Source organism: Ensifer sp. LC11, assembly GCF_001695835.1.
Classification (GTDB): Bacteria; Pseudomonadota; Alphaproteobacteria; order Rhizobiales; family Rhizobiaceae; genus Ensifer.
Genome location: NZ_MBSO01000012.1, coordinates 60,193 through 83,705, shown reverse-complemented (window position 1 = coordinate 83,705; position 23,513 = coordinate 60,193). Strand labels below are relative to the sequence as shown.

Annotated in this window: 23 protein-coding genes and 1 pseudogene; 13 read left to right on the top strand and 11 right to left on the bottom strand. The window is 62.6% G+C overall.

Going from position 1 to position 23,513, the window contains the following annotated elements:
* Positions 1-5: 5 nt before the first annotated feature.
* From BBX50_RS09085 to BBX50_RS09075, 3 genes are read left to right on the top strand one after another with little or no spacing between them, the layout of a single operon-like run.
* Complete coding sequence (locus tag BBX50_RS09085; protein WP_065774995.1) at positions 6-2,075, top strand: hypothetical protein; 2,070 nt, start codon at positions 6-8, stop codon at positions 2,073-2,075.
* The gene (locus BBX50_RS09080; protein ID WP_065774994.1) at positions 2,072-2,545 is read left to right on the top strand and encodes a GNAT family N-acetyltransferase; all 474 of its coding nucleotides are present in this window, start codon (positions 2,072-2,074) and stop codon (positions 2,543-2,545) included. Before BBX50_RS09085 ends, BBX50_RS09080 begins: the two co-directional genes overlap by 4 nt.
* 14 nt (positions 2,546-2,559) lie before the next feature.
* The gene (locus BBX50_RS09075) at positions 2,560-2,982 is read left to right on the top strand and encodes a GNAT family N-acetyltransferase (protein WP_065774993.1); all 423 of its coding nucleotides are present in this window, start codon (positions 2,560-2,562) and stop codon (positions 2,980-2,982) included.
* Positions 2,983-3,047: 65 nt separating this feature from the next.
* On the opposite strand, the gene BBX50_RS09070 is transcribed toward BBX50_RS09075, so the two are convergent.
* On the bottom strand, positions 3,048-3,593 hold the full coding sequence (locus tag BBX50_RS09070; protein WP_065774992.1) for an N-acetyltransferase: 546 nt from the start codon (positions 3,591-3,593) through the stop codon (positions 3,048-3,050).
* Between the two features lie 258 nt (positions 3,594-3,851).
* On the opposite strand from BBX50_RS09070, the gene BBX50_RS09065 reads away from it, so the two are divergent.
* Positions 3,852-4,850 (top strand): glutathione S-transferase family protein, encoded by a 999-nt coding sequence (locus BBX50_RS09065; protein WP_065774991.1) that lies wholly within the window; start codon positions 3,852-3,854, stop codon positions 4,848-4,850.
* Positions 4,851-4,868: 18 nt separating this feature from the next.
* Here the strand turns inward: BBX50_RS09065 and BBX50_RS09060 are convergent, their stop codons facing one another.
* The gene (locus tag BBX50_RS09060; protein ID WP_139108238.1) at positions 4,869-5,336 is read right to left on the bottom strand and encodes an NUDIX domain-containing protein; all 468 of its coding nucleotides are present in this window, start codon (positions 5,334-5,336) and stop codon (positions 4,869-4,871) included.
* A 110-nt stretch (positions 5,337-5,446) separates the two neighbouring features.
* Between BBX50_RS09060 and BBX50_RS09055 the strand changes: the two genes are divergently transcribed.
* Complete coding sequence (locus tag BBX50_RS09055) at positions 5,447-6,349, top strand: metallophosphoesterase (RefSeq protein ID WP_065774990.1); 903 nt, start codon at positions 5,447-5,449, stop codon at positions 6,347-6,349.
* Positions 6,350-6,638: 289 nt separating this feature from the next.
* On the top strand, positions 6,639-7,133 hold the full coding sequence (locus BBX50_RS09050; RefSeq protein WP_244513137.1) for a tetratricopeptide repeat protein: 495 nt from the start codon (positions 6,639-6,641) through the stop codon (positions 7,131-7,133).
* 82 nt (positions 7,134-7,215) lie between these two features.
* On the opposite strand, the gene BBX50_RS09045 is transcribed toward BBX50_RS09050, so the two are convergent.
* Positions 7,216-8,157: a DUF3313 domain-containing protein gene (locus BBX50_RS09045; RefSeq protein ID WP_161490861.1), complete on the bottom strand. Its 942-nt coding sequence runs from the start codon at positions 8,155-8,157 to the stop codon at positions 7,216-7,218.
* Positions 8,158-8,472: 315 nt separating this feature from the next.
* Between BBX50_RS09045 and BBX50_RS09040 the strand changes: the two genes are divergently transcribed.
* Positions 8,473-8,991 carry an RNA polymerase sigma factor gene (locus BBX50_RS09040; RefSeq protein WP_065774988.1) on the top strand — a complete coding sequence of 173 codons (519 nt, stop codon included), beginning with the start codon at positions 8,473-8,475 and terminating at the stop codon, positions 8,989-8,991.
* Between the two features lie 3 nt (positions 8,992-8,994).
* Positions 8,995-9,822 (top strand): anti-sigma factor, encoded by an 828-nt coding sequence (locus BBX50_RS09035; protein ID WP_065774987.1) that lies wholly within the window; start codon positions 8,995-8,997, stop codon positions 9,820-9,822.
* 76 nt (positions 9,823-9,898) lie between these two features.
* Here BBX50_RS09035 and leuA read toward each other — a convergent pair whose 3' ends face one another.
* Both leuA and BBX50_RS09025 read right to left on the bottom strand, forming a co-directional pair.
* Positions 9,899-11,608 (bottom strand): 2-isopropylmalate synthase, encoded by a 1,710-nt coding sequence (gene leuA / locus BBX50_RS09030; RefSeq protein ID WP_065774986.1) that lies wholly within the window; start codon positions 11,606-11,608, stop codon positions 9,899-9,901.
* Between the two features lie 408 nt (positions 11,609-12,016).
* Positions 12,017-12,601 carry an ATP-dependent Clp protease proteolytic subunit gene (locus BBX50_RS09025; RefSeq protein ID WP_065774985.1) on the bottom strand — a complete coding sequence of 195 codons (585 nt, stop codon included), beginning with the start codon at positions 12,599-12,601 and terminating at the stop codon, positions 12,017-12,019.
* 238 nt (positions 12,602-12,839) lie between these two features.
* Here BBX50_RS09025 and BBX50_RS09020 point away from each other — a divergent pair, with 238 nt between their 5' ends.
* A complete protein-coding gene (locus BBX50_RS09020) occupies positions 12,840-13,418 on the top strand; it encodes a HupE/UreJ family protein (RefSeq protein WP_065774984.1) in 579 nt (192 codons plus the stop codon).
* Between the two features lie 11 nt (positions 13,419-13,429).
* Entirely contained in the window at positions 13,430-13,951 is a 522-nt protein-coding gene (locus BBX50_RS09015; RefSeq protein ID WP_065774983.1) for a hypothetical protein, read from the top strand.
* A 26-nt stretch (positions 13,952-13,977) separates the two neighbouring features.
* Here BBX50_RS09015 and queF read toward each other — a convergent pair whose 3' ends face one another.
* Positions 13,978-14,442 (bottom strand): preQ(1) synthase, encoded by a 465-nt coding sequence (queF, locus tag BBX50_RS09010; protein WP_065774982.1) that lies wholly within the window; start codon positions 14,440-14,442, stop codon positions 13,978-13,980.
* A 152-nt stretch (positions 14,443-14,594) separates the two neighbouring features.
* Entirely contained in the window at positions 14,595-15,512 is a 918-nt protein-coding gene (locus BBX50_RS09005) for a cation diffusion facilitator family transporter (protein WP_065774981.1), read from the bottom strand.
* Between the two features lie 338 nt (positions 15,513-15,850).
* Between BBX50_RS09005 and BBX50_RS29230 the strand changes: the two are divergent.
* Positions 15,851-16,144 (top strand): annotated as a pseudogene (locus BBX50_RS29230) (LysR substrate-binding domain-containing protein); the annotation flags it as partial.
* A gap of 96 nt (positions 16,145-16,240) precedes the next feature.
* Here the strand turns inward: BBX50_RS29230 and BBX50_RS08995 are convergent.
* The 3 genes from BBX50_RS08995 to BBX50_RS08990 all read right to left on the bottom strand — a co-directional run bounded on the left by BBX50_RS08995 (position 16,241) and on the right by BBX50_RS08990 (position 20,946).
* Positions 16,241-18,430: an anthranilate synthase gene (locus BBX50_RS08995; RefSeq protein ID WP_065774979.1), complete on the bottom strand. Its 2,190-nt coding sequence runs from the start codon at positions 18,428-18,430 to the stop codon at positions 16,241-16,243.
* Positions 18,431-18,542: 112 nt separating this feature from the next.
* Entirely contained in the window at positions 18,543-18,587 is a 45-nt protein-coding gene (gene trpLE, locus BBX50_RS30435) for a trpE operon leader peptide TrpLE (protein ID WP_178385070.1), read from the bottom strand.
* A gap of 124 nt (positions 18,588-18,711) precedes the next feature.
* Entirely contained in the window at positions 18,712-20,946 is a 2,235-nt protein-coding gene (locus BBX50_RS08990) for a TonB-dependent hemoglobin/transferrin/lactoferrin family receptor (protein ID WP_065774978.1), read from the bottom strand.
* Between the two features lie 392 nt (positions 20,947-21,338).
* Here BBX50_RS08990 and BBX50_RS08985 point away from each other — a divergent pair, with 392 nt between their 5' ends.
* A complete protein-coding gene (locus BBX50_RS08985) occupies positions 21,339-22,247 on the top strand; it encodes an extensin family protein (RefSeq protein ID WP_065774977.1) in 909 nt (302 codons plus the stop codon).
* A gap of 30 nt (positions 22,248-22,277) precedes the next feature.
* Here BBX50_RS08985 and BBX50_RS08980 read toward each other — a convergent pair whose 3' ends face one another.
* Positions 22,278-22,730: a YiiD C-terminal domain-containing protein gene (locus BBX50_RS08980; RefSeq protein WP_065774976.1), complete on the bottom strand. Its 453-nt coding sequence runs from the start codon at positions 22,728-22,730 to the stop codon at positions 22,278-22,280.
* 204 nt (positions 22,731-22,934) lie between these two features.
* Between BBX50_RS08980 and BBX50_RS08975 the strand changes: the two genes are divergently transcribed.
* The gene (locus BBX50_RS08975) at positions 22,935-23,441 is read left to right on the top strand and encodes a DUF1993 domain-containing protein (RefSeq protein ID WP_065774975.1); all 507 of its coding nucleotides are present in this window, start codon (positions 22,935-22,937) and stop codon (positions 23,439-23,441) included.
* Positions 23,442-23,513 lie beyond the last annotated feature (72 nt).

Genomic DNA, 23,513 nt, shown 5'->3' with positions numbered 1-23,513 from the left:
GATCGATGACCTATGGCCTTGCTCCGCTGCTCCCCTGGATCTACTTCGTGCCGCTGCTGGCGATTGCGGCGCTGTTCATCGCCTATGGCCTGTGGCAGAAAGTGCGCGGCGCCTGGCTGCGCGCGCTCGCGCTTGCCGCGCTCGGGCTGGCGATCGCCAATCCCTCCATTTTCGTCGAACTGCGTGATCCGCTTTCGACCATCGTTGCTATCGTCATCGACCGCAGCCAGAGCCAGCAGAACGGCGAGCGGACCGAACAGACGAACCGTGCCGTCGAGAGCCTGAAGGCGCGGCTGGCAGGCATACCGCTTATCGAACCCCGCATCATCGAAGCCAAGACGGATCCGGCGAGCGTCTCCCCTTCGACCAATCTCTTCACGGCACTCGCCTCCGCGCTCTCAGACGTTCCGCCCGCACGTATCGGTGGCGCCATCTTCGTGACCGACGGCCAGATCCACGACGTGCCGGAGGTCAGCCGCGCACTTGGTTTCGACGCCCCGGTCCATGGGCTGATAACCGGCAAGCCCGACGAGTTCGACCGGCGTGTCGAACTCATCAACCCGCCGCGCTTCGGCATCGTCGGCGAGGAACAGAAGCTTTCGTTCCGGGTCATTGACGACGGCGCCGCCCCCGGTGGAACTGCGGAGGTGACGATCCGCCTCAACGGCAACGAAATTGCGCGGGAACGGGCCGAACCCGGAACCGATGTTCCCTTCAGCTTCAAAGTTCCGCGCGGCGGCAACAACGTGCTTGAGTTCGCAGTGGACGCGGTTCCGGGCGAAGTGACCACGGCCAATAACCGCGCCGTCCATGTGCTTGACGGCATTCGCGAAAACCTGCGCGTCCTGCTGGTCTCCGGCGAACCGCATGCCGGCGAGCGCGCCTGGCGCAATCTTTTGAAATCCGACGCCGCGGTCGATCTGGTGCATTTCACGATTCTGCGGCCTCAGGAAAAGCAGGATGGCACGCCGATCAACGAACTGTCGCTGATCGCCTTCCCGACGCGCTCGCTGTTCGTCGACAAGATCAACGAATTCGACCTGATCATTCTCGATCGCTACCAGCATCGCGGCCTTTTGCCGATCCTCTACTACGACAACATCGCGCAATATGTGGAAAATGGCGGGGCGCTTCTGATCGCAGCCGGACCGGAACATGCGGGTGACGATTCCATCGCCGCCACACCACTCTCCGCTGTCCTTCCAGCGGCGCCAACGGGCGTCATGAACGAAAAGGCCTTCTTCCCCCGCCTGTCGGAGGAAGGAAAGAAACATCCGGTGACCCGCGGCCTTGAAGGCTCCGAAAGCGAGCCACCGCACTGGGGCCGCTGGTTCCGCACCGTCGATGTCAACCGGCCGCAGGGCCACACGGTCATGCAAGCGGCCGACGGCAAGCCCCTGCTCGTGCTTAATCGCGTCGGCAAAGGCCGTGTGGCCATGCTGCTTTCCGACCAGGGCTGGCTTTGGGCGCGCGGCTTTGAAGGCGGCGGACCGCACGTCTCGCTCTATCGCCGCACCGCCCACTGGCTGATGCAGGAACCCTCGCTCGAGGAAGAGGCGCTGACGGCGCGCGCGAGGGGCCGGACGCTCGAAATCACCCGCCAGACGATCGATGGCGATCCGGGTCCGGTGACGCTCGTTTCTCCTTCCGGCCAGAAGCAGGATGTGAAGCTGACCGAGCGCCAGCCTGGCCTTTATTCGGCCGAGCTTGCCACCACGGAGACCGGGCTTTTTGAGATGGCCAACGGAGAGTTGACCGCGCTCGCGCATGTCGGCGACCCCAATGCGCCGGAATTCAAGGCGGCGATCTCGACCGAGGACAAGCTGCGTCCCTGGGCCGAAAAGACCAAGGGTCTCGTCCGCCGTCTCGCAAGCGCCGACGGCCCGCTCGACCTGCCGACGGTGCTGCCGGTCAGGGGTTCGATCCGCTCGGCCGACGACCAGCGGCTCTCGATCCGCATGACCGACGAAACCGTGCTGAAAGGCGTCAACTCGGTGCCGCTGTTCACCGGGCTCCTGGGGCTTGCAGCCCTGCTCTTCCTGATCTCCGCCACCTGGTATCGCGAAGGCCGATGAGCAAGCAGACAATCATCGTCAGTGATCTTCGCGACGCGCCGCATTTTTTCGATGCGGTCGCCGACCGCATCTGGCGTGCCTGGTGGGAGCCGCACGGCTTCCCGCGGGATCACATTACTGGCCTGCTCCAGGCGAGCCTTGGCGAAGATGCGGAGCAACTCTGTTTGGTCGCGCATGCCGGAGATCACTTCGTCGGCACCGCCTCGGTGATTGCCTCGGACCTTGAAGAGCGGCCGGATCTCACACCCTGGGTGGCTGCGGTCTGGGTCGATCCGCCGTTCCGCGGGGCGGGCATCGGCAGCGACATCGTGCTGAGAGCGGCGCATGCGGCGCTCGACACCGGCGCCGAGGCCGTGCATCTCTGCGCCCTTCGCAGCAAGCGCGCCTTTTATGAACGTCTCGGCTGGCGGCTGGATGAAATGGACGTCGGCGAAGATCGCCTTGACGTCTTCAGCATGCGCCGCACCTGAAAATAGAGGCTCCGATGTTCGAAGTCACCGACACCCCGTCGCCCGAGGCGCTCGAAGCGATCGGCCACGGCCTGACCGCATTCAACGCCGCCGACATCGGGCCGTCGGAGCGGCGGTCACTCGCCGTGCTCATCGGCGGCCCGGAGGCGAAGGGCCAGCGCGGCGGCCTCAACGGCTATACCGCATGGGGTTGGCTGTTCGTGCAATGGCTGTGGCTGCCGGAAGACCTGCGCGGCCAGGGCATCGCCGGTCGCCTGCTTGAGGCTGCCGAAGAGGAAGCCCGAAAGCGCGGCTGTCACGGCGCCTGGATCGATACCTTCAACCCACAGGCCCGGCGGGCCTATGAACGCCAGGGCTACCAGGTCTTTGGCGAATTGCCCGATTTTCCCATCGGCCGCGCCCGCGTCTTCCTCAGGAAGTCGTTGACCGCCGGATAACAGCCGGCCGATTGTCCGGGAGGGATAGGGGCGGAAAGCCGCACAACCTTTCTCTCTTTCCGGCCTCAGACGGCGAGCGGCAGATCGAACACTACGGCCGGCATCGCTTCGTCGTTCCGCCAGCCGATGACGCCGGCAAGGCCGGCATGCACACCCTCGACCATCGGCACGACCAGCACCCGTGCCGGATCGACCGGCCCTGGAAACTCCAGCGCGCCGTAACGCACCTTCTCGAAGCCGAGCGGCTGATAGTAGGGCGGGTCACCGACGAGGATCACCGCTTCCGAGCCCTGCCGCCGTGCCGCCTCGACGGCGATGCGCACCAGTTCCCGGCCGATGCCCTGGTTCTTGTGCGACGGCCGCACCGCGAGCGGACCGAGCAGATGGCCTTTAACCGAACCGGCAAAGACCGGCGTCATCCGGACTGAAGCGATCGTCTCGCCATAATCAGCGCAGATGAAGGAAAGCGACCGGTCGTGCGGCCCCTGCTCGCGAATGCGCGCTGCCGCCCGGGCAAACCGGCCGGGGCCAAAGGCTTCTTCATTGATGATTTCAATGGCTGCGTCGTGGGACGCGTCTTCGGTCAGGTAGACGAGATCGTGCTTTTTCATGGGATCGGAAACCAGGCATGCGAACAGACATAGGGATGGCTTCGCCCGAACAGGGCGTTGGCAGCATCAGCGTCGTCGCAGGTTTCCCGAAAACATCATCAGTGTGGTTTCTTCCAGCACGAAAAAAGGTGTGAGATCGCCGATAGCAGAAAATTGCCCTCTGTCAAAGCCTAAAACGCACTGTTCCGATTTCGCCATCTATCGGACGCTGCCGGAAACGCTATCTATGAGAACAACGAACACGAAGGAGATCGTCCGATGGGCAGGTTGGTGGACGGCGTCTGGCAGGACGTCTGGTACGATACCGTGGCAACGAACGGCCATTTCAAGCGCAGCGCCTCGCAGTTCCGCAACTGGGTGACAGCGGACGGATCGGCGGGCCCGAGTGGCGACGCCGGCTTCAAGGCGGAAGCCGGCCGCTACCATCTCTATGTCTCGCTCGCCTGCCCCTGGGCGCACCGCACGCTGATCTTTCGCAAATTGAAGAAGCTCGAAGACATCATTTCGGTTTCGGTCGTCGATCCGCTGATGCTCGCCCAGGGCTGGGAGTTCAAGGATGGCGGCATCGGCACCGGCGACCATCTCTTCGGATCGAAGGCGCTGTGGCAGATCTATACCCGCGCCGATGCCAATTATTCCGGGCGGGTGACGGTTCCCGTTCTCTGGGACAAGCGACAGAACACGATCGTCTCGAACGAATCCTCCGAAATCATCCGGATGTTCAATTCGGCCTTCGATAGCCTCACCGGCTCGACGCTCGACTTCTACCCCGAAGAGCTGCGCGCCGAGATCGACGCGATGAACACCGATGTCTACAACGACGTCAACAACGGCGTTTACAAGGCCGGCTTTGCCACCACGCAAGGCGCCTATGAGGAAAGCGTCACTGCGCTTTTTGCCCAGCTCGACAAGCTGGAAGAACGCCTCGCGTCGCACCGCTACCTGACCGGAAGCCGCCTCACCGAGGCCGACTGGCGCCTGTTCACCACGCTGGTGCGCTTCGACCCTGTCTATGTCGGCCACTTCAAGTGCAACATCCGGCGGATCGCCGACTATCCGAACCTGCAGGGTTATCTTCGGGAACTCGACCAGGTGCCGGGCGTGGCCGAGACCGTCGACATGCGCCACATCAAGGAGCATTACTATCGCAGCCACACGACCATCAACCCGACCGGCGTCGTGCCGGTGGGCCCGGTACTCGACCTGACGGCCGCGCACGGCCGCGAGGCACTCCAGGCCGGCGTCTCGTCACGGTGAGGGGCGGCACGGCCGCGCCTACCAGTAGCGATCGTAATCAGTGCCGCCGGCGAGTTCTGCCAGCCGGCGGCGCGTCGCTGGCGTCGTGCTCTCAGGCAAGGCGTCGAGCGCAAAGAAACCGCTTTCGGCAATCTCCAGATCGGGCGCTTTTAGCGCCGTCTGCCTGACACCGTCGCAGCGGTAGAAGACGACATGGTCGCGACGGCTCGTGCGCCTGTTGTAGTAGACTTGGACGAGCACCGGCGGCGCCGTCACCTCCAGGTTCCCCTCCTCACGCAGCTCCCTGAGCAACCCGTCAAGCGCCGCCTCGTTACGATCGAGCCCGCCGCCGGGCAGATGCCAGCCGGGCAGATAGGAATGGCGCACGAGGAAGACCCGGCCCGCGCCATCGAAACAGGCAGCGCGCACGCCCATCGTCATGCCGCGCGAGAGCGCGTAATAGCTGTGCGCAAGCCGCATCAGGAGCCGGAAATACCAGCGCCGCATCTCCGGTGGCCGTTCGTCGCTCAGTCGCCTCGTCCTTCCCATGTTTCCAGCGGCGCAATTCATTGGCTGGCCTGATTCCCCTCGGCCGGAATATGCGCTAGACGGGGGCGATGTTCAAACTTGCCCATATCTCCGATGTCCATCTCGGGCCCCTGCCCGAATTGTCGCTGCGGGAGCTCGCGTCGAAGCGCATCACCGGTTTCGTCAACTGGCACCGCAACCGCAGCCGGCACCTCTTCACCGGCACGCTCGACACACTACTTGCCGATATCGAGAAGAAGGACCCGGACCATCTGGCGATCACCGGCGACCTCGTCAACCTCGCCTCTTCGCTGGAGATCAAGGCGGTCACCGAGTGGTTGCAGGATGCCGGCAAGCCGGAGAACATCTCGATCGTGCCGGGCAACCACGACGCCTATGTGCCGGGCGCCTACGAGAAGACGACGCGCGCCTGGTATCCCTATATGCGCGGCGACAAAGCGCCTCCGCACTGGCACGACCGGCACCATTGCTTTCCCTATATGCGCGTGCGTGGTCCGGTCGCCTTGATCGGCTGCTCGACCGCCGTCGCGACACCACCCTTTGCCGCGAGCGGTTACTTTGGGCAAAGGCAGGCGCGTGCGACCGTCAATCTGCTGCGCCAGGCCGGCGAGGCCGGCCTCTTCCGCATCGTCATGATCCATCACCCGCCGATCCGCGGCGCGACGTCGATGCACAAGCGCATGATCGGTATCCGTCGCTTTGCCGCTACGATCTCGTCGGGCGGCGCAGACCTCGTCATCCACGGCCATACGCACCTCAATACCGTCTATTGGCTGAAGGGCCAGCACACGCCTGTTCCAGTGGTCGGCATCGCCTCGGCCTCGCAGGGACCGGGCGGCCACAAACCTCCGGCCGCCTACAACCTGTTCACCGTAACCGGCGAGCCTGGCAACTGGCACCTGATCCGCGAACGCTACGCTCTGAACGACGATGCGACCACCGTGTCGCTTGTCGAAACCACGCGCTTGTGAGCAGGTCGGGCACCTCTGCAGAAAATTCATCGACCGGCGAATAAATCCCGGCTTTCGTGCGTCATATGCGGGTTCGCATCCGCTTGCTGGCGGCGCGGTCCGTCTTCTGGCATGTTTTCGTCCATGATGCCGGCCAAGCGGAAATCGCGCGACCCTTCTGATTGCGGAACCGCTACCATTTGAAACGACGCGCGGGCTTCCAAGGTTACCTGTGCGAGGAACGGGAGATGCCATGATGAACCGCAAGATCTTTCTCTGTGCCCTGTTTGCTGCCGGCGCGACCACCTTCATGGCGCAGACCGTGATGGCAGCCGGCGAGGACACGAGCGAACCGCCGAAGAAGACAAAGACGACCAGCGAATGCACGAATGGCAAAATCTGGGACGCGAAGAAGAACGCCTGCGTCAACGCCAAGAAGAGCGACCTTGGCGACGACATCCTGTTTGAGGCCGCCCGGGAACTTGCCTATGCCGGCCAGTACGAAAACGCGATCAAGGTGCTCGGCGTCGTCAAGGACCAGAAGAGCGCCCGCGTGCTCAACTATCTCGGCTACGCCAACCGCAAGGCCGGCCGCATGGAACTCGGCATGCAGTATTACAAGCGCGCACTCCAGGCCGACGAGAACTACATTCTCGCCCGCTCCTACATGGGCCAGGCGCTGATCGAGCAGGGACGCGTCGAAGAAGCCCGCGTACAGCTCGTCGAGATCCGCGATCGCGGTGGCGAAAACACCTGGGCCTATCGCGCCCTGCTGCAGTCGCTCGGCGGTATTCGCCAATACTGACCTTCGGGAGTGCAGAATAGGCGGCGCCGGGCGCCGCCTTGATTTCACGTCTTGAACGACGGAGGCGCCGTACGTTCAGACGTCAGATCTTCTTTTCCTCGATCTTCTTTCCGGTGCCTCCAGCGGTCCCGCTTGCAAGCGGGGCGCGCTCGTTCTTCTTCTCCGACCATTCCGGTGGCAGGCCGAGCGCACCGCCAGCGATGCCGCCGAGACCGGATCCCTTTCCGAAAACGGCGCAATCCGGATCGGTCGGCTTGCCAGTCACTGCATAGGCGACGCTGTTCGAGACGTTCTTCATCGAAGGCAGTTCGAAATCTGACTTCATCGGGTCGCCCGACTTTTCCAAGAGCGCACTGAAATCACTCGAAAAATCTCCAGCCAACTCGAAGGCATCGGCTGCCGTCGATGCACGCGACCCGTTGGTGAGAATGTTGGCACCGCGCGCCCATGTCAGCCCGGCGATCTGCTTGCCCCTCGGGTCGAAGGCCTCCGCCTCGACCGCGAGGCTGCCGAGACCGATCGGAATGCGCGGAACGGGAACGGGAGCCACCGCCGAGGTGACAGTCGATACGCCCGCGACGACGGCATTGGTCGATTTCACCTTGCTGACGACCGAGCGCACCGCCATATCCGCCGGCTTCGATATCGGCACGACATCGAAATTCGCGCTCAATGCCTCGCACAGCGACCGGTCGATCGCCGTCGCCACCAGTTTCTTCTGCGGATCGCCGAGCTTGTCGAGATCGGCGTTGGCGGCAAAGGTCGTCGGGATCACGTGCACCGTCTTGACGGTCTTGGTCGCAGCGGAATCCACCCGGTACTTGGTCTTGGTGACCATCCCGTCGCTGGCGACGAAATCCTTGTAGGACGACAGCGACCCAGTTTCCATCACCTGGGCGCTCTGGCACGCCGCAAGCCCCGCAAGCAGGGGAACCAGCGCACCGATGTGGACGACCGCGGCACCTCCCCTGCTGCTGCCGCTGCTTCCGCCACGACGGCCACGCCCAAACCAGGAAATGCTCATTCTGCCATTCCGATATTGTCTGTTCATTGACGTGTCCCCGACATCGACCTGAAGTTGTACGATGAGGTCCAGCGAGATTCAGGCCGAACTTTGACGCGATGTCGGCACGACGTCGCAGTTTACGGTAACAAGGCCGATGGTTAACGGGCGCGCCCAAGCAAAAGCTTTTTGGGAAAAGACGCGCTGAACCAGCAGAATTTGCTTTCCGTTCCGGCACTTCCCTTGCAGACTAAGGAGTAAATGTTTCATATCATTCCGCTCGTGCCCCGCACGGCGAATAAACGCACGATCCCGCACGTTTCATTTGGAAGAGCAATGCGTCCAGCGGCAGAAACGAAGGACTTCAGACGCGACTTGGTCAGTCTCCTGCCCAAATTGCGTCGTTTCGCGATGACGCTGACGCGCAACGCCAATGATGCCGACGACCTCGTCCAGGAAGCCTGCGAGCGCGCGATCACGCGCAGCCACCTCTGGAATGGCGAGGGCCGGCTGGAAAGCTGGGTCTATGCCATGACGCGTAATCTCTGGGTCGACGAAATCCGCAAGCGCAAGGTTCGCACTGGCAGCGGCACGGTCGATGCGCTCGTCCAGGACGAACTCAGCATCGAGCCTTCGGCTGAAAAGGCCGTCTACGCCAACCAATTGCAGAAGATGATCCTGTCGATGCCGGAGGGCCTGGCGAGCGTGTTCCTGCTGGTCAACGTCGAGGGACACAGCTATCGCGAGACGGCCGACATTCTCGGCATCCCGATCGGTACTGTGATGAGCAGGCTGTCGACCGCACGCCTTAGGCTTGCGGCAATGATTTCCGAGAATACCGAAAGGAGGGCCTGACCGTTGCAACAGACAAAAGGTCAAGCACTCGAAGTTCGCCTTTCCGCTTATATCGATGGCGAGATCGGCGAAGCTGAACGAACCGAGCTCGAAGCGCTTCTCGGTCGCGACGAAGACGCCAAGGCGCTTTTTGAAAGACTGAAGGCCGGCAGCAGCTTCGGCGATACGGCGTTTGAGGATTTCCTGCACGACCCCGTGCCGCTCGCTCTGGTTCGCCAGATCAAGCAGGGACCCGGGGTCAATCCGAAGACCGAACGGGTAACGACAACGACCGCCACTGTGAGAAACGTTCGGATCTGGCCGCGGGTGCTTGCCGCATCGGTGGCGCTGATGCTGCTCGGCGGCGCAGCCGGCTTCATCGTCGGCACCGCAAACAATGTGGCCGAGCCGACCAAGATCGCCGCGGCGCGCGGCTGGCTCGACGAGATCGCCGACTATCACCGCATCTATTCGCGACAGAAGGAACATCTGGTCGAAGCCCCGGCCTCCGAAGGGCCGAAGATTGAGACCTGGCTCGCCTCCAGCGTCGGCGTCCCCTTCAAGATCCCGCAGCTCGGTGGCAAGGGTCTGACCTTCGAGGGCGCCCGCCTGCTGGTGGCCAATGGCAAACCCGTGGCGCAGCTCGTCTACCGCAGCACCGAGGGTGAGATCTTCGCCATCTGTTTCCTCAAGGATACGACCGGCCCGCAGTCAGGCGAGTTTGACGAGAGCATCCGCGACGACCTCGGCATGGTTTCCTGGCAGAGAGGCGGGGCATCCTTCGTGCTCGTCGGACCGTCCGCCCATGTCGGGATGCAGGATATCGCCGAGACCGTCGCCGCGGCGATCTAACCCCAACATCGAATTCACCATGAAAAAGGCCGCACAGGTTGCCCTGTGCGGCCTTTCTTGTTCGCCGTTGCAGCTATCAGCCGCGCTTCATCTCAAGCACGCGGTTGGCAGCCGAGACGATCGCTTCGAGCGAAGCGGCAACGATGTTGGTGTTGATACCGGCGCCGAACAGCTTGCCATCAGGATGCTCCATCTCGACATAGGCGATGGCCGCCGCGTTGGAGCCGTGCTGCAGCGAGTGCTCGGAATAGTCGGCAACCGAGAGATCGACACCGAGGTAGAGCGACAAGGCGTTGATGAACCCGTCGATCGGACCTGTACCCTTGCCTTCGATCCGCTTGACTTCACCATTGTCGGTGATCTCGGCGGCCACCACACGCACGCCCTTGTGCTCGCCCACCGGATAGGTGTGGTGATCGACGAACTTGATGCGTGCGCCCGGCTGCTCGACATAGCGCTCGATGAAGCGCTCGTGGATGCGCTTGGAGGGCAGCTCCTTGCCTTCCTCGTCGGTGATGCGCTGGATGTCCTCGCGGAACTCGACCTGGAGGTTGCGCGGCAGGTTGATGCCATAGTCTTCCTGCAGGATATAGGCGATGCCGCCCTTGCCCGACTGCGAGTTGATGCGGATGATCGCCTCGTAGGAGCGGCCGACGTCGCGCGGATCGATCGGCAGGTAAGGCACTTCCCAGAGCGGCTTGTTGGCGGTCTTGATCGCCTTCATGCCCTTGTTGATCGCGTCCTGGTGCGACCCCGAGAATGCCGTATAGACCAGCTCGCCGACATAGGGGTGGCGCTCCGGAATGACCATCTGGTTGGAGTATTCGTAGACTTCCTTGATCCGCTCGATGTCGGAGCAGTCGAGCTGCGGGTCGACGCCTTGCGTGAACATGTTGAGCGCCAGGGTGACGACATCGACGTTGCCGGTGCGCTCGCCATTGCCGAACAGGGTGCCTTCGACACGATCGGCGCCGGCCATCAGGCCGAGCTCGGTGGCGGCAATGCCGGTGCCGCGGTCGTTGTGCGGGTGCAGCGAGATGATCAGGTTCTCGCGATTGTCGAGGTTGCGGCACATCCATTCGATCTGGTCGGCATAGATGTTCGGTGTCGCCATCTCGACGGTCGACGGCAGGTTCAGGATCAGCTTGTTGTCCGGCGTCGGCTTGACGATTTCGGTGACCGCGTTGCAGATCTCCAGCGCCACTTCGAGCTCGGTGCCGGTGAAGCTCTCGGGCGAATACTCGAAGCGGTAGCCGCCGCCGGCCTTGGCCGCCATGTCGGTGATCATCTTGGCCGCGTCCGTGGCGATCCGCTTGATGCCGGCAACGTCCTTGGCAAACACCACGCGGCGCTGCAGCTCACTCGTGGAATTGTAGAAATGCACGATCGGCTGGTGGGCGCCTTCCAATGCTTCGAATGTGCGGGTGATCAGCTCGGGCCGGCACTGCACCAGCACCTGCAAAGACACGTCCTTGGCGACATTGCCTTCCTCGATGCACCAGCGGGCAAAGTCGAAGTCGGTCTGCGAGGCCGAGGGGAAGCCGATCTCGATTTCCTTGAAGCCCATGTCGAGCAACAGCTGGAACATGCGGGCCTTGCGATCGTGGCCCATCGGGTCGATCAGCGACTGGTTGCCGTCGCGCAGGTCGACCGAACACCAGACCGGCGCCTTGGTAATCGTCTTCGACGGCCAGGTGCGATCGGCAAGCGCGATCTGCGGATAGGCCTGGTACTTCACCGCCGCGTCCGGCATGCCAATCTTAACGGGGTGCGATTTCTGGATCATTGCAGCTTCTCTTCATCACTGAGCGTCCTAGCCGCCTTGCCATAACCGATCGGGGATCGGATTGCGATGGCAAATGCCGCGGCGGGCGCGCCTTTATCCTAAAACTCTTGTGGGGGTCGAGGAGCATCCGCCGGCATGGCTTTTCGGCCGCCGGGCGCTCCTCAGCGAACCCGGCAACCGCGAGTAAGGCCGAGAAGAAGAAGCGATGCGAAGGCGCGCGACGGCGCACGATTGTCATCGTGTCCGGCGGGGATCGAGGCGATCCGATATGCGTCAGCCTTGGTCATGGTCAAAGCCTATACACGGCTTGCCGGACCGGAGCAAGCGGCGCGATCGCGAAGCTCGACGCAAAAGAAAAGGCACCGGCGCAAGGCCGGTGCCCTTGATATCCATTCGGCGCAAGCGAACTCAGATGTCCGCAGCCGAGGTGATGATGCGCGAAACGAGGCCATAGGCCTTGGCTTCGTCGGCCGACAGCCAGTAGTCGCGCTCCGTGTCCTTGGCGATCTTCTCGACCGGCTGGCCGGTCGCGTCCGAGAAGATCTTGTTCAGGCGCTCGTTCATCTTGATGATTTCGCGCGCCTGGATTTCGATGTCCGAAGCCATGCCGCGGGTGCCACCAGACGGTTGGTGAAGCAGGAAGCGGGTGTTCGGCAGGCAAAGGCGACGCTCCTTGGGAACGCCGACATAGATCAGCGCGCCGGCGGAAGCGACCCAGCCGGTGCCGATCGTCCAGACCTTCGGCTTCACGAACTTGATCATGTCGTGGATGCTGTCGCCGGATTCGACGTGGCCGCCGGGCGAGCTGACGAAGAGGCGGATATCGTCATCGCTGGCGGACGCAAGCGCCACGAGCTGCGAGCAGACCTTCTGCGCCAGCTCCTGGGTGATCGTGCCGTAGATGAAAATCGAACGCGACTTGAAAAGGTTCGCCTCCGTTTCCTTGCCGAGCGGCAATTCGGTCTTCTTGTCGTCCTCGTCGTCGTTCATCATCCGTTTTTCTCCGGCGTCTCATGAAGTCTTCAATCAAAGTCAGATAATGCGACTCGACCCCGAAGACAATGCAACAAACCGAAGCGGCGACAAAGCGGCAAGGTCGACTATGCTTATGGTAAAAACAGCTACCGCCAAATGCCGTATAGACAGGGGGGCAAAGGCCAATAAGATCAACCGCGTCAAACATTCAGAACGGGGCCATCCTCCCAGGTCCCGCCGATCCATGGGGACACGCATGAACAGACGCATCCTGATCGCCGCCGCGGCGCTGATGGCCTCCGCCGCACCCGCCTTCGCCCATCTCAACCCGGCCGAGCACGGCTCGTTTGCTGCCGGCTTCTCCCATCCGCTCTTCGGCCTTGATCATATCCTCGTCATGGTCGCGGTCGGCCTCTGGGCGGCTCAGATCGGCGGTCGCGCCCTTTGGATCGTGCCCACAGCCTTCGTCTCGATGATGGCCGCGGGTTTCGCCTTGGCGGTCGCCGGCGTCGGTCTGCCCTTTGTCGAGCCGGCGATCCTTGCTTCCGTCGTCGCGCTCGGCCTGCTCGTTGCGATGGCCGTGCGTCTCGATACCGCTGCATCCGCGGCAATCGTCGGCATCTTCGCCCTCTTTCACGGCCACGCCCATGGTGGCGAACTCGGTAGCGCCGGTGCGCTTGCCTTCTCGGTCGGTTTCGTGGCTGCCACCGCGGCTCTTCACGTCGCCGGTATCGGCCTCGGCATTGCCCTTCAGCGCCTCGCCGGCGGCGGTGTACTTGCCCGCGTCCTCGGCGGCCTGACGGCGCTTGCCGGCGCGGCCCTGATCTTCGGCTGAGATCAACAGGCGTGCAGCACGGACGCATCATCTTTCTGAACGGCACGTCGAGTGCGGGAAAATCCACGCTGGCAAAGGCGCTCCGGGAAATCCTCCCGGAGCCCTTCTGTTACTACGCTTCAGATCAGCTTGCCGACGCAGGTTTTCGGGTGCTCAAGCGCGGCATGCACCATGGGATGCGCGGAGAGCGCAACAGGTTCTTCGACGGCTTTCACCGCTCGATCGCGGTTTTCGCCGAGGCCGGAAACGACCTGATCGTCGAGCACATCATCGAGGAGCGGAGCTGGGCGGAGGATCTGAGGACGCGAACCGCGCATCTGGATATCTTCTGGGTCGGGGTGCACGCGCCCCTCGAAGACCTCGAGCGTCGCGAGCGCGAGCGCGGCGATCGCACGCCCGGTGAAGCGCGCTTTCACCTCAAAACGCATGACCACTGCACCTACGACCTCGAAGTGAACACGGTCGAGCCCTACGATCAGGTTGCCGCGCGCGTCGCCGATGCCTGGCGCCAACGCCAGGCCTTCAAGCTGTAACGGCGACCTCGCCTTTTCCCCTACCGTTAGCCGCGACCACGGTACGTCGGCACGCCCTGGTCGGGCAGCCACAGGCCCTCCGGCGGCTTGCCGGTCTGCCAGAAGACGTCGATCGGGATGCCGCCGCGCGGATACCAGTAGGCGCCGATCCGCAGCCAGCGCGGCGACAGCAACGACACCAGCCGGCCGGCGATCTCGATCGTGCAGTCCTCGTGAAACGCGCCGTGGTTGCGGAAGGAATGCAGGAACAGCTTCAGCGACTTCGATTCCACCAGCCACTCGTCCGGTACATAGTCGATGACGATGTGGGCGAAATCCGGTTGGCCGGTCATCGGGCAGAGCGAGGTGAACTCTGGCGCGGTAAAGCGCACCAGATAGTCCTTGCCCTTGTTGCCGCTCGGCACCCGCTCCAGTACTGCCTCTTCCGGGCTTTGCGGCAGGTCGACCTTCGCGCCCAATTGCGAGAGGCCGGATACGTCAGTCTTGCTCATTTGCCTGTTGCTCCTTGAGAACATCCGCGCGTTGGCGCGGTCGATGCGGGCCTGCGCCCTTGCCGACCCGCTCCGTTTGCCGCCCTTAAATCAGAACCGTCTTAAGAAGGAAACCTTCTCGCGGTTCAAGCGATATCGGCCATTTGTGGTTTTCAGTGGCGCGCGGACGTCGTCTTGACGCGTACGCCGTGCGCCTTCTCGCCTTCCGGCTCCACATGGATCGCAATCTTTGCGCCGGGATGCACGGCGCGGATCGCATCTTCGATCCGGTCGCAGATATCATGCGCCTCGCCGACCGGCATCATCTCCGGCACGACCATATGGAAATCGACGAAGATCGCCGGTCCGGCCTGGCGGGTCTTCAGATCGTGCACGCCAAGCGAGCCATTGGCGTTGGCGGCGATCGCAGCCTTGATCGCCTCCTCCTCTTCCGCCGGCACCGCCCGGTCCATCAAGCCGTCGATCGAACGCGAGATCACCATCCAGCCCTGGTAAAGGATGTTGCAGGCAACGACGACAGCAAGCAGGGGATCGAGGATCGCATAGCCGGTGGCAATCGCAAGAACGAGGCCGATGAGAACGCCGATCGAGGTGACGACATCCGACAGGATATGGTGGCCATCGGCACTCAGCGCCGGCGAGCGGTGCTTGCGGCCCGCTGTGATCAGCACATAGGCCCAGATGGCATTGACGACGCCGGCCGCGAAATTGATCGCCAGGCCCAGGGCCGGAGCTTCCATCACCACGGGCGCCAGCATCGCCGGCACCGCTTCCCAGACGATCAGCAGAGCGGCGACGACAATCAGCACGCCCTCGATGACCGCTGAAAAATACTCCGCCTTGTGGTGGCCGAAGGGATGCCCGGCATCGGCAGGCTTGGAGGCATAGCCGATCATCAGATAGGCGATGACGGCCGCAATCACGTTGACCGTGGATTCGAGACCATCGGACAGAAGGGCCACCGAGCCGGTGACCCACCAGGCGAGAAGCTTCAGCCCCAGCACGGCCAGAGACAGCGGAATGCCCCAAAAGGCAAGCCGCAGGACGGTTCTGTTTTCGGATCCAGACATTTTGATCATTCCCCATGCAGATGCAAACGAGTTGCAAACGCAAGCCCATTCAAACGCAAAACCGCCCGCGCGAAGTTCGCGCAGGCGGTTGATAGGCAAGCATATGCGACAAGAGACGCCGCTTGTCAAAGGTTGCTTCGGCTCACCCCGGTTTCACCGAGCGGAACGGCGGCGAAAGTCATCGGCTCGGTTGCGCCTTCCACGCCCTCGGCCGCCTCGCTGCCCCGTCCAACGAACAGGAAGACAACGATCGCCGTCAGCGCGGTTATTCCGGTCAAGAACAGGAGCAAGGTGCTGAACGCGTCACCATAGGCTTGCTGAAGGGCCGCCTGCGACAAGAGCCGCGGCTCAGGACCGTGCTCAACTGCAACAACATGGAGGCGCTGAGCGGCGCCGTGCTCAGCGGTCTCGGCATCGGCTGCCTGCCGGATTTTCTGGCGCGCAATCACCTTCGCGACGGGAGACTGCGCGCGGTGCTTGACGCCCATCTCGATGCGCCCGGCCAGTTCCACCTCCTCTGGCCATCGAACCGGCATCTGTCACCGAAGGTGCGCGTCTTCGTCGATTTCCTGAGCGAGCGGCTTTTCGCCGACCGCTGCGAGAGCGTTCCCGCGGCGCAAACGGCAGGGTGAGACGAAAAAGGTGCCGCCTCGATTGCGAAGCGGCACCTTGATTTCTTCAACATCTTCCCGCGCCGGCATCGCCGGAATACGGAAATGGTCAGGCGATCAGGCCGCCTTGACTTTGGCGCGCTTGGCGAGATGTGCCACGACGTTTTCGATCATCCGCATGCCGGCGTCGCCGCCGAGTGTCATGATCGATTCCGGGTGGAATTGCACGGCCGCCACCGGCTCCTTCGTGTGCTCGATGCCCATGATCGTGCCGTCTTCGCTCTCGGCAGTGATGATGAATTCATTCGGCAGGCTCGACGGATCGGCGAAGATCGAGTGGTAGCGGCCGACCGTCACTTCCTTGCCGAGGCCGGAGAAGACGATGCCGGGCTCGAGCACGCGGATGCGCGACGGCTTGCCGTGCATCGGGATCGCCAGCTGGCGCAGGTCCCCGCCATAGGCTTCGGCCAGTGCCTGAAGCCCGAGGCACACGCCGAAAATCGGCAGATCGCGCGCCCGCGCCTTCTTGATCGTCGCCTTGCAGTCGAAATCCCCGGGGTTGCCTGGTCCCGGCGAAAGCACGACGAGATCGGGCTTCACCCGATCGAAGATCTCTTCCGCCACCGGCGTGCGCACCGTCGTGACCGTTGCCCCGGTCTGACGGAAATAGTTCGCGAGCGTATGGACGAAGCTGTCCTCGTGGTCGACGAGCAGGATGTTGACCCCGGCACCGACGGCCGCAACGTCGCGACCGGCCTTGCCGGCGTTGGCGGATTTCGCGTCGCGAATGGCTGCGATCATGGCGGAGGCCTTCAGTTCGGTTTCGGCTTCTTCTTCTTCCGGGTTTGAATCGTAGAGCAGCGTCGCCCCTGCCCTGACCTCGGCAATCCCGTCCTTGATGCGGATCGTGCGCAGCGTCAGGCCCGTGTTCATGTCGCCGTTGAAGCCGACCATGCCGATGGCGCCACCATACCATGCGCGCGGGCTCTTCTCATGGCTTTCGATGAAGCGCATGGCCCAGAGCTTCGGGGCACCGGTAACCGTCACTGCCCAGGCGTGGCTAAGGAATCCGTCAAACGCGTCCATGTCGTCGCGCAAACGTCCTTCGATGTGGTCGACCGTGTGGATCAGGCGCGAATACATCTCGATCTGGCGGCGGCCGATGACCTTGACCGAGCCCGGCACGCAGACGCGGCTCTTGTCGTTACGGTCGACGTCCGAGCACATGGTCAGCTCGGATTCGTCCTTCTTGGAGTTGAGGAGCTTCAGGATCTGCTCGCTATCGGCAATCGGATCATCACCGCGCTTGATCGTGCCCGAGATCGGGCAGGTCTCGATGCGGCGACCGGAGACACGCACGAACATTTCAGGCGAAGCACCGACGAGGTACTCCTGGTTTCCGAGGTTGATGAAGAACGAATAGGGCGATGGATTGATCGCCTTCAGCCGGTTGGAAATCTCCGACGGCTTGCTCTCGCAGCGCTCAAAGAACTTCTGGCCAGGCACGACTTCGAAGAGGTCGCCGCGACGGAAGCTGTCCTTCGCCTTGACGACGAGCTCGGCATATTCGCCGGGGCGGTGATCACCATGCGGCGGAATGCTGTCGACGGTCTGGAAGGGTTCACTCGCAATGTCTTCCGCCTTGCCTTCGGTCGTCTTGCCGTCCCTGGCGAAATCGTAGCGATCGATCCAGGCCTTGGCGGCATAATGGTCGACGACCAGGATTTCGTCCGGCAGGAACAGCACCATGTCGCGCTGGTCGTCCGGGCGCTTCAGCTTCAGGTCGATCGCATCGAACTGAAAGGCGAGATCGTAGCCGAAAGCGCCGTAAAGACCGAGGCTTGCGTCCTCGGCCGAATGGAAGAGATTGGTAACGGCGCGCAGCACGCTGAAGACCGTCGGCATCTTCGAGCGCTCTTCCTCGGTGAAAACGCGGTCGGGCGCATTGATCGTCAGATCGAGGCGACGGCTGGTCGCCGCGCCGAGCGTAATGTCCGCGACAGTCTTCAGGTGTTCGGCAATGATCGACAGCAGCACCTCGCCGCGGCCATTATAGGCTTCGATCCAGAGCGAGCGGCCGAAGGAGGAGATCCCGAGCGGCGGATCGACAACGGCGGTGTCCCAACGGGTGTAGCGGCCGGGATACTCATAGTTGGAGGAAAACACCGCGCCGCGGCGCTCGTCGAGCCTATCCACATAGCTCGCGATCGCGTCCTGGTAGGAGGCTTCGCGCCGCCTGCGCGTCACCACGATGCCACCTTTTGTGGTGTAGCTCTCCGAGCCGTCCTCGAGAATTACCGTTGCCATTCGCCTCGCTCCGTAAAAGCCCGGTTCTTGAGCGGCCTGAAAATAAAAAAAGCCGCCTCGCAATCTCCGGGCGGCTTCATCTCTCAATCACGCATGACTGGTCAAGGCCGCTTCAGCGAGCCCACCACCAGATCGAAATGTTGCGTGCGTTTTCCATGGGCGAAAGTGTTAGCTTGGGTTGAAGCCTTGCGCAAGCGGGAAAGCGGCGCGGATCATCACGCTTGCGTCAAAAAAAGAGCGGCTCAGAAGAGCCGCTCCATCAGGAAGTGCCAGGCCGAGTTTTAGAAGCGCTGGGTCAGCGAGACCTTGAAGGTTCGGCCGGGTTCCGAGTAGAAGTCGCGCGGCTGAGCGCTTCCGGTTCCCGGGTTGATGTCGCGCACGGCGAGTGCGTTGAAATACTTCTTGTCGAAGATGTTGTAGACGCCGGCCTGTACGCGCAGACCCTTGAACTCCTCAGGCGTCCACCAACCCGTCAGATCGACGATGCCGTAGCCTGGCGCATCGAATGTGTTCGGAGCGTTGTCGCTCGGCATGGCCGCCGAAAGCGTGGTCGAAAGATCGACGCCGAATGTTTCCTGGCTGTAGCCTGCACCAAGGATCGCCTTGAACGGCGCAACCGAACGCAGGCGTTTGTCGGTGTCCTCGTTCTTGCCATAGGCATAGGCGATCGAGCCGTGAATGTTGAAGCCGTTGTCGAAGGTCTTCAACGCACTCAGTTCCACACCGGAAATCCGCGCGTTCTGGACATTGTTGTAGCGGATCTCCATGAACCCCGTTACCGGGTTGATGGTGGTCTTCGTCTCGATGAAGTTGTCGTAGACGTTGTGGAACGCAGCGAAACGACCCGTCACGTCACCCGTGTCGAAATTGGCGCCGACTTCGAAGCCGTTGGCGGTTTCCGGCTTCAGGTCCGGATTGCCAAGCTGGGCGTAGCCGCTGCGTTGGTTGTAGAAGCGGCTGTAGAGTTCATCCACGGTCGGCGCGCGATAGGCCATCGACCACTGCGCAAACAGCTGGACGTCCTGGTTGAGATCGTACGTCGCCAGCAGCTTCGGCGACAACCGGGCGCCGTCCCTGTCCCTGAGTTCGCCGAAGGCCGGCAACCCCGGATTGGCCTGGAAGCCGGCATTGGCTTCCGGCTGATAGTCGAACCAGTCGAAGCGCACGCCCGGCGTTAGCGCAAAGGCACTGTCGCCCACCGAGATGCGATCTTCCAGAACCGCACCGATCGTGGTGCTTTTGACGGTCGGAATTTCCGACTGGTTGTTGAGCGACGGGCAGGTCGCCGGCGTCGGGCAAAGAGCCCATGTATATTGGTTCCAGTCCGACCGCGCGACATCGAGCGTGAACAGCAAGGAGTGGTCGAACCCGCCCGCTTCGAAGTCCTTGCCGGCGCTACCGCTAAAGCCAAAGCTCTTGTTGCTGATCGAGTTGTCGCGGCCGTAGGGAACGTTGGCGAGCGTGCGGCCGTTCGAACCGGACGAGCGCTCCAGTTCCTGCCAGTAGAGTGTGGCGCGTGCAAAGCTGAAGAGGTCGTCCGAGGAAACCGCCTCGAAATCATAATCGAGCGAGACGCGCTTGCGGGCACGATCCTCGAAGCCTGTGTAGTCGCCGATCTTGTAAGTGCGGCCCTGATCCGTCAGCAGATCGATATCGCCGTCGCGCCGGAAGCTCTCGGCGGTGAAGCCGATCCTGTGTCCACCTTCCAACTCATGGCGCAGCTTGAACAAGAGATTGCTTTGATCGAAGTCGAGCGGATTGGCTTCGGTGCGGGCAGCGCCAGTGCCGCCAACGGTACCTTCGTTCTCCCGCTCATGTCCCTTGCGGTAGCTACCCTGGAACAGGACCGACGTATCGCCGAAGCGCTTGGCAGCGGCGGCGGAGCCGGAAATGCTGTCATCCTCGCTGTCGTAGATGGTCTTGAACAGGGCTCCCCAGTCCTTGCCATCAGAGATCAGATCTTCCGGCTCGAGCGTGCGCAGGACGATGGCGCCGCCCAGCATGCCGGATCCGCCGCGGCTCGAATCCGCGCCTCGCACGACATCGATCGTCGAAATCGAGTTGAAGTCGAAGGTGTCGCCGCCGCCATTCGCATTGGTCGACTGGAACGCGTTTTGGGCGCGCGTGCTGTTCGACAGGAACGGGATTGGAACCCCATCGATCGTCGTCACGATGCGCGGGCCGGAAAGACCGCGAATATTGATGCCAGAATCCGCCTTCGACGCGTTGATGCCGGCATCCACGCTACGGCCGAGATCGTCGAGGTCGGTGACCTGCTTTTCTTCGAGCGTCTTTTCATCGATCTCGCTGGCAAGCGGCGTGTCGGCGATGCTGCCCTTCGGCGCCGTCGTCACGCGATTGCCCTTGGCCACAATCTTTTGAAGCACCGTCGCGTTCGTGCCGGCCTCTGCAGTCGTCGCGGGCTGGGCGCTCTGTGCGAAGGCCTGAGAAAGAGGGGAGGTAAACGTGACTGTAGCGCAAGCCAAGAGAGCCAGGCGACGATGCCGGGTGAGCATGGACCAATCCTTTGAGTTTCGAGGGCCGGGCTTGCTGTTGAGCGGCGAACTCAAGGGGCTGGCTGGGCGTGTGTTCGAGAGTGTTGCGACATGTCGCCGCCTCTTTTATGCCGCATAAAAAACATGAGTGTAGTTGTCAACTAACAAAGACCCTCCCCACAATTTATGGGGTCGTGCCAATTCGAGGCGTTGCCGAACTGCAACGCTTTTGCTGAAGATGTGGCCTGAGGGAGGAAAACGAGACGCGGTGTTCCGCCCGCATCCCGCTCTAACTTATGACGTTTTTGATCACTCGAACCGACTCAAATCGCGGTGATCCGATGAAACCAGATCCGGTTCCACGCGTTCCCTCCGCTCGAAGCCCGCCGTGCGGGCAATGAGAAAGGAACCGGATGCGTCGCACTTTTCCCCTGATCCTGCTGTCACTCCTGGTTCTAACGGGCGCCAGCCTGCCTAAGTCCGGCCCGATCCCGATAAAGAAACCGCCGACTGCGGCCGGCGACGAGGAGACCGTCCCCGCGCCTGATAAGAAGCCGCCGACGCCGGCGGAGGATACGAAGGACGGCATGGCGCAAGAAGCCCCCGCTGGCGATGGCAAACGGCCTGTCCCGCAGCCGAAGCCCGCGAATGGAGTAGAACAGTCGACGAAGGACAAGGAGCCGGCCGTGGACGAAAAGGAGGAGCGCGCCGACGAGAAGAAGGAGCCGGCGCCGATCGTCTATCCGCCGGTCGAGGCGGAAAATGCCGCCGAGTATGCGAAGTGCGTCGCCGACCTGAAGGCACTCGGCGCGACATTTGTCGAGGCCAAGCGTATCGACGAGGGCAAGGGCTGCGGCATCGACAAGCCGCTCGAGGTCTCGAGCATCCTGCCCGATGTCACGCTTGCGCCCAAGGGCCTGATGCGATGCGAAACTGCGCTCGCCTTGGCGCGTTGGACAAAGGAAGCCGCCCAGCCGGCGGCCGAAGTCGCCTTTGACAAAACCGTCCGGATCGAGGCGCTGAACCAGGCATCGGCTTATGTCTGCCGCCTGCGCAACAATGCGACGACGGGCAAGATTTCCGAGCATGCGCACGGCAACGCCGTCGACATCGCCTCATTCACCTTGAGCGACGGCACGGCGATCTCCATCCAGCCTCGCGACGAGGACGGCACGATGGACGGCGCGTTCCAGCGCGCCGTCACCGCGTCGGCCTGTCTCTACTTCAAGACCGTGCTCGATCCCGGCAGCGATGCCGCGCACGAAACCCACCTGCACCTCGATGTCGTCGACCGCCGCAACGGCTATCGCTACTGCCGATAGGAAAGGACCTGGCGACCCGACGCGCGAAGCTCAGTCCTTGCCATAGCCGAGGGCGACGAACTCACCCTCGAAGCGTCCGGCTATCTCGCCACTGTCAAGAAGGTCGGCCGCGACCACGGCGCGCGCCCTGCCCCGTCGCTCTAGCATCCTTAGAAAACTCGGCCATTGCGCCGCATCCGCCAGCGACGAACGGGCCGCGAAGGTGCCGGCGACCGGCTTCAGATACTCCATCCGGTTGCTCTGGATCACGAGGCGTGCCGCCACATCACTTTTGCGCAACCGCACATGCAGGAGTGACCAGGCCGACAGGATTGCAAGCGCCGAGGCGCTGCCGCCAAACACCGTCTCGCGGTGGTTGATGTTTGGCGCAAGGGGAGCCGAAAGCAAAATGTGGTCGTCCACCACGTCGTCCACATGCACTTGCATCGCCGCCGACAGAGGAATATGGGCGTGAAGATAGGTTTGAAGTTGCTCTGGTGTCATCGCGGCATCCCTGATGCGTTCATTGCGCAGCGATCAATGCACGAGACCGGTTGCTCTGGCCACAACCGCCGCATGCTTTTCCGGCGGGCGCCTCCGTGGAAGCAAAGATACCGGTTCGCCCGCCTTGCAGGACCGCGCCCAGCCTCCCAAATACAGGCGCGAGGAAAATCCACCCGTTTTGCGCCCAGACCCGAGGAAATTGCCATGGCATTGACGATGTACCAACTCTCCATTCCCGCCTTCATTCGCGGCCTTGGCGTTCTCAGCAAGCTGCTCGACAAGGCAGAGGCTTTCGCCCGGGAAAAGGACATCTCCGCCGATGATGTCGTCAACGCCCGCCTCGCGCCCGATATGCTGACGCTTGCCGGTCAGGTGCAGCGCGTGAGCGACACGAGCAAGGGCCTGGTCGGCCGCCTGACGTCGCTCGAGGTGCCCCGTTTTCCGGACGAGGAAAAGACCCTGGACGAACTGCGCCAGCGCATCGCCAACACTATCGCATTCCTCGAAACGGTCGAGCCGGCCGATCTCGAAGACAGCGACCGTCGCGAAGTCGTGCTCAATTTCCCGACGCTGAAGGTGACCCTGACGGGTGAGGAATATCTGCAGAAATTCGTCCTGCCGAACTTCTACTTCCACCTGACGACGGCCTACGACATCCTGCGTCACGAGGGCGCGCCGGTCGGCAAGGCCGATTTCCTCAGCTTCGCCTGACCGCACGGCACATAGTCCGGCAACAACTTAGGCGCGCCGTCAGCGGCGCGCCTTTGAGAGAGAACGCCGCAA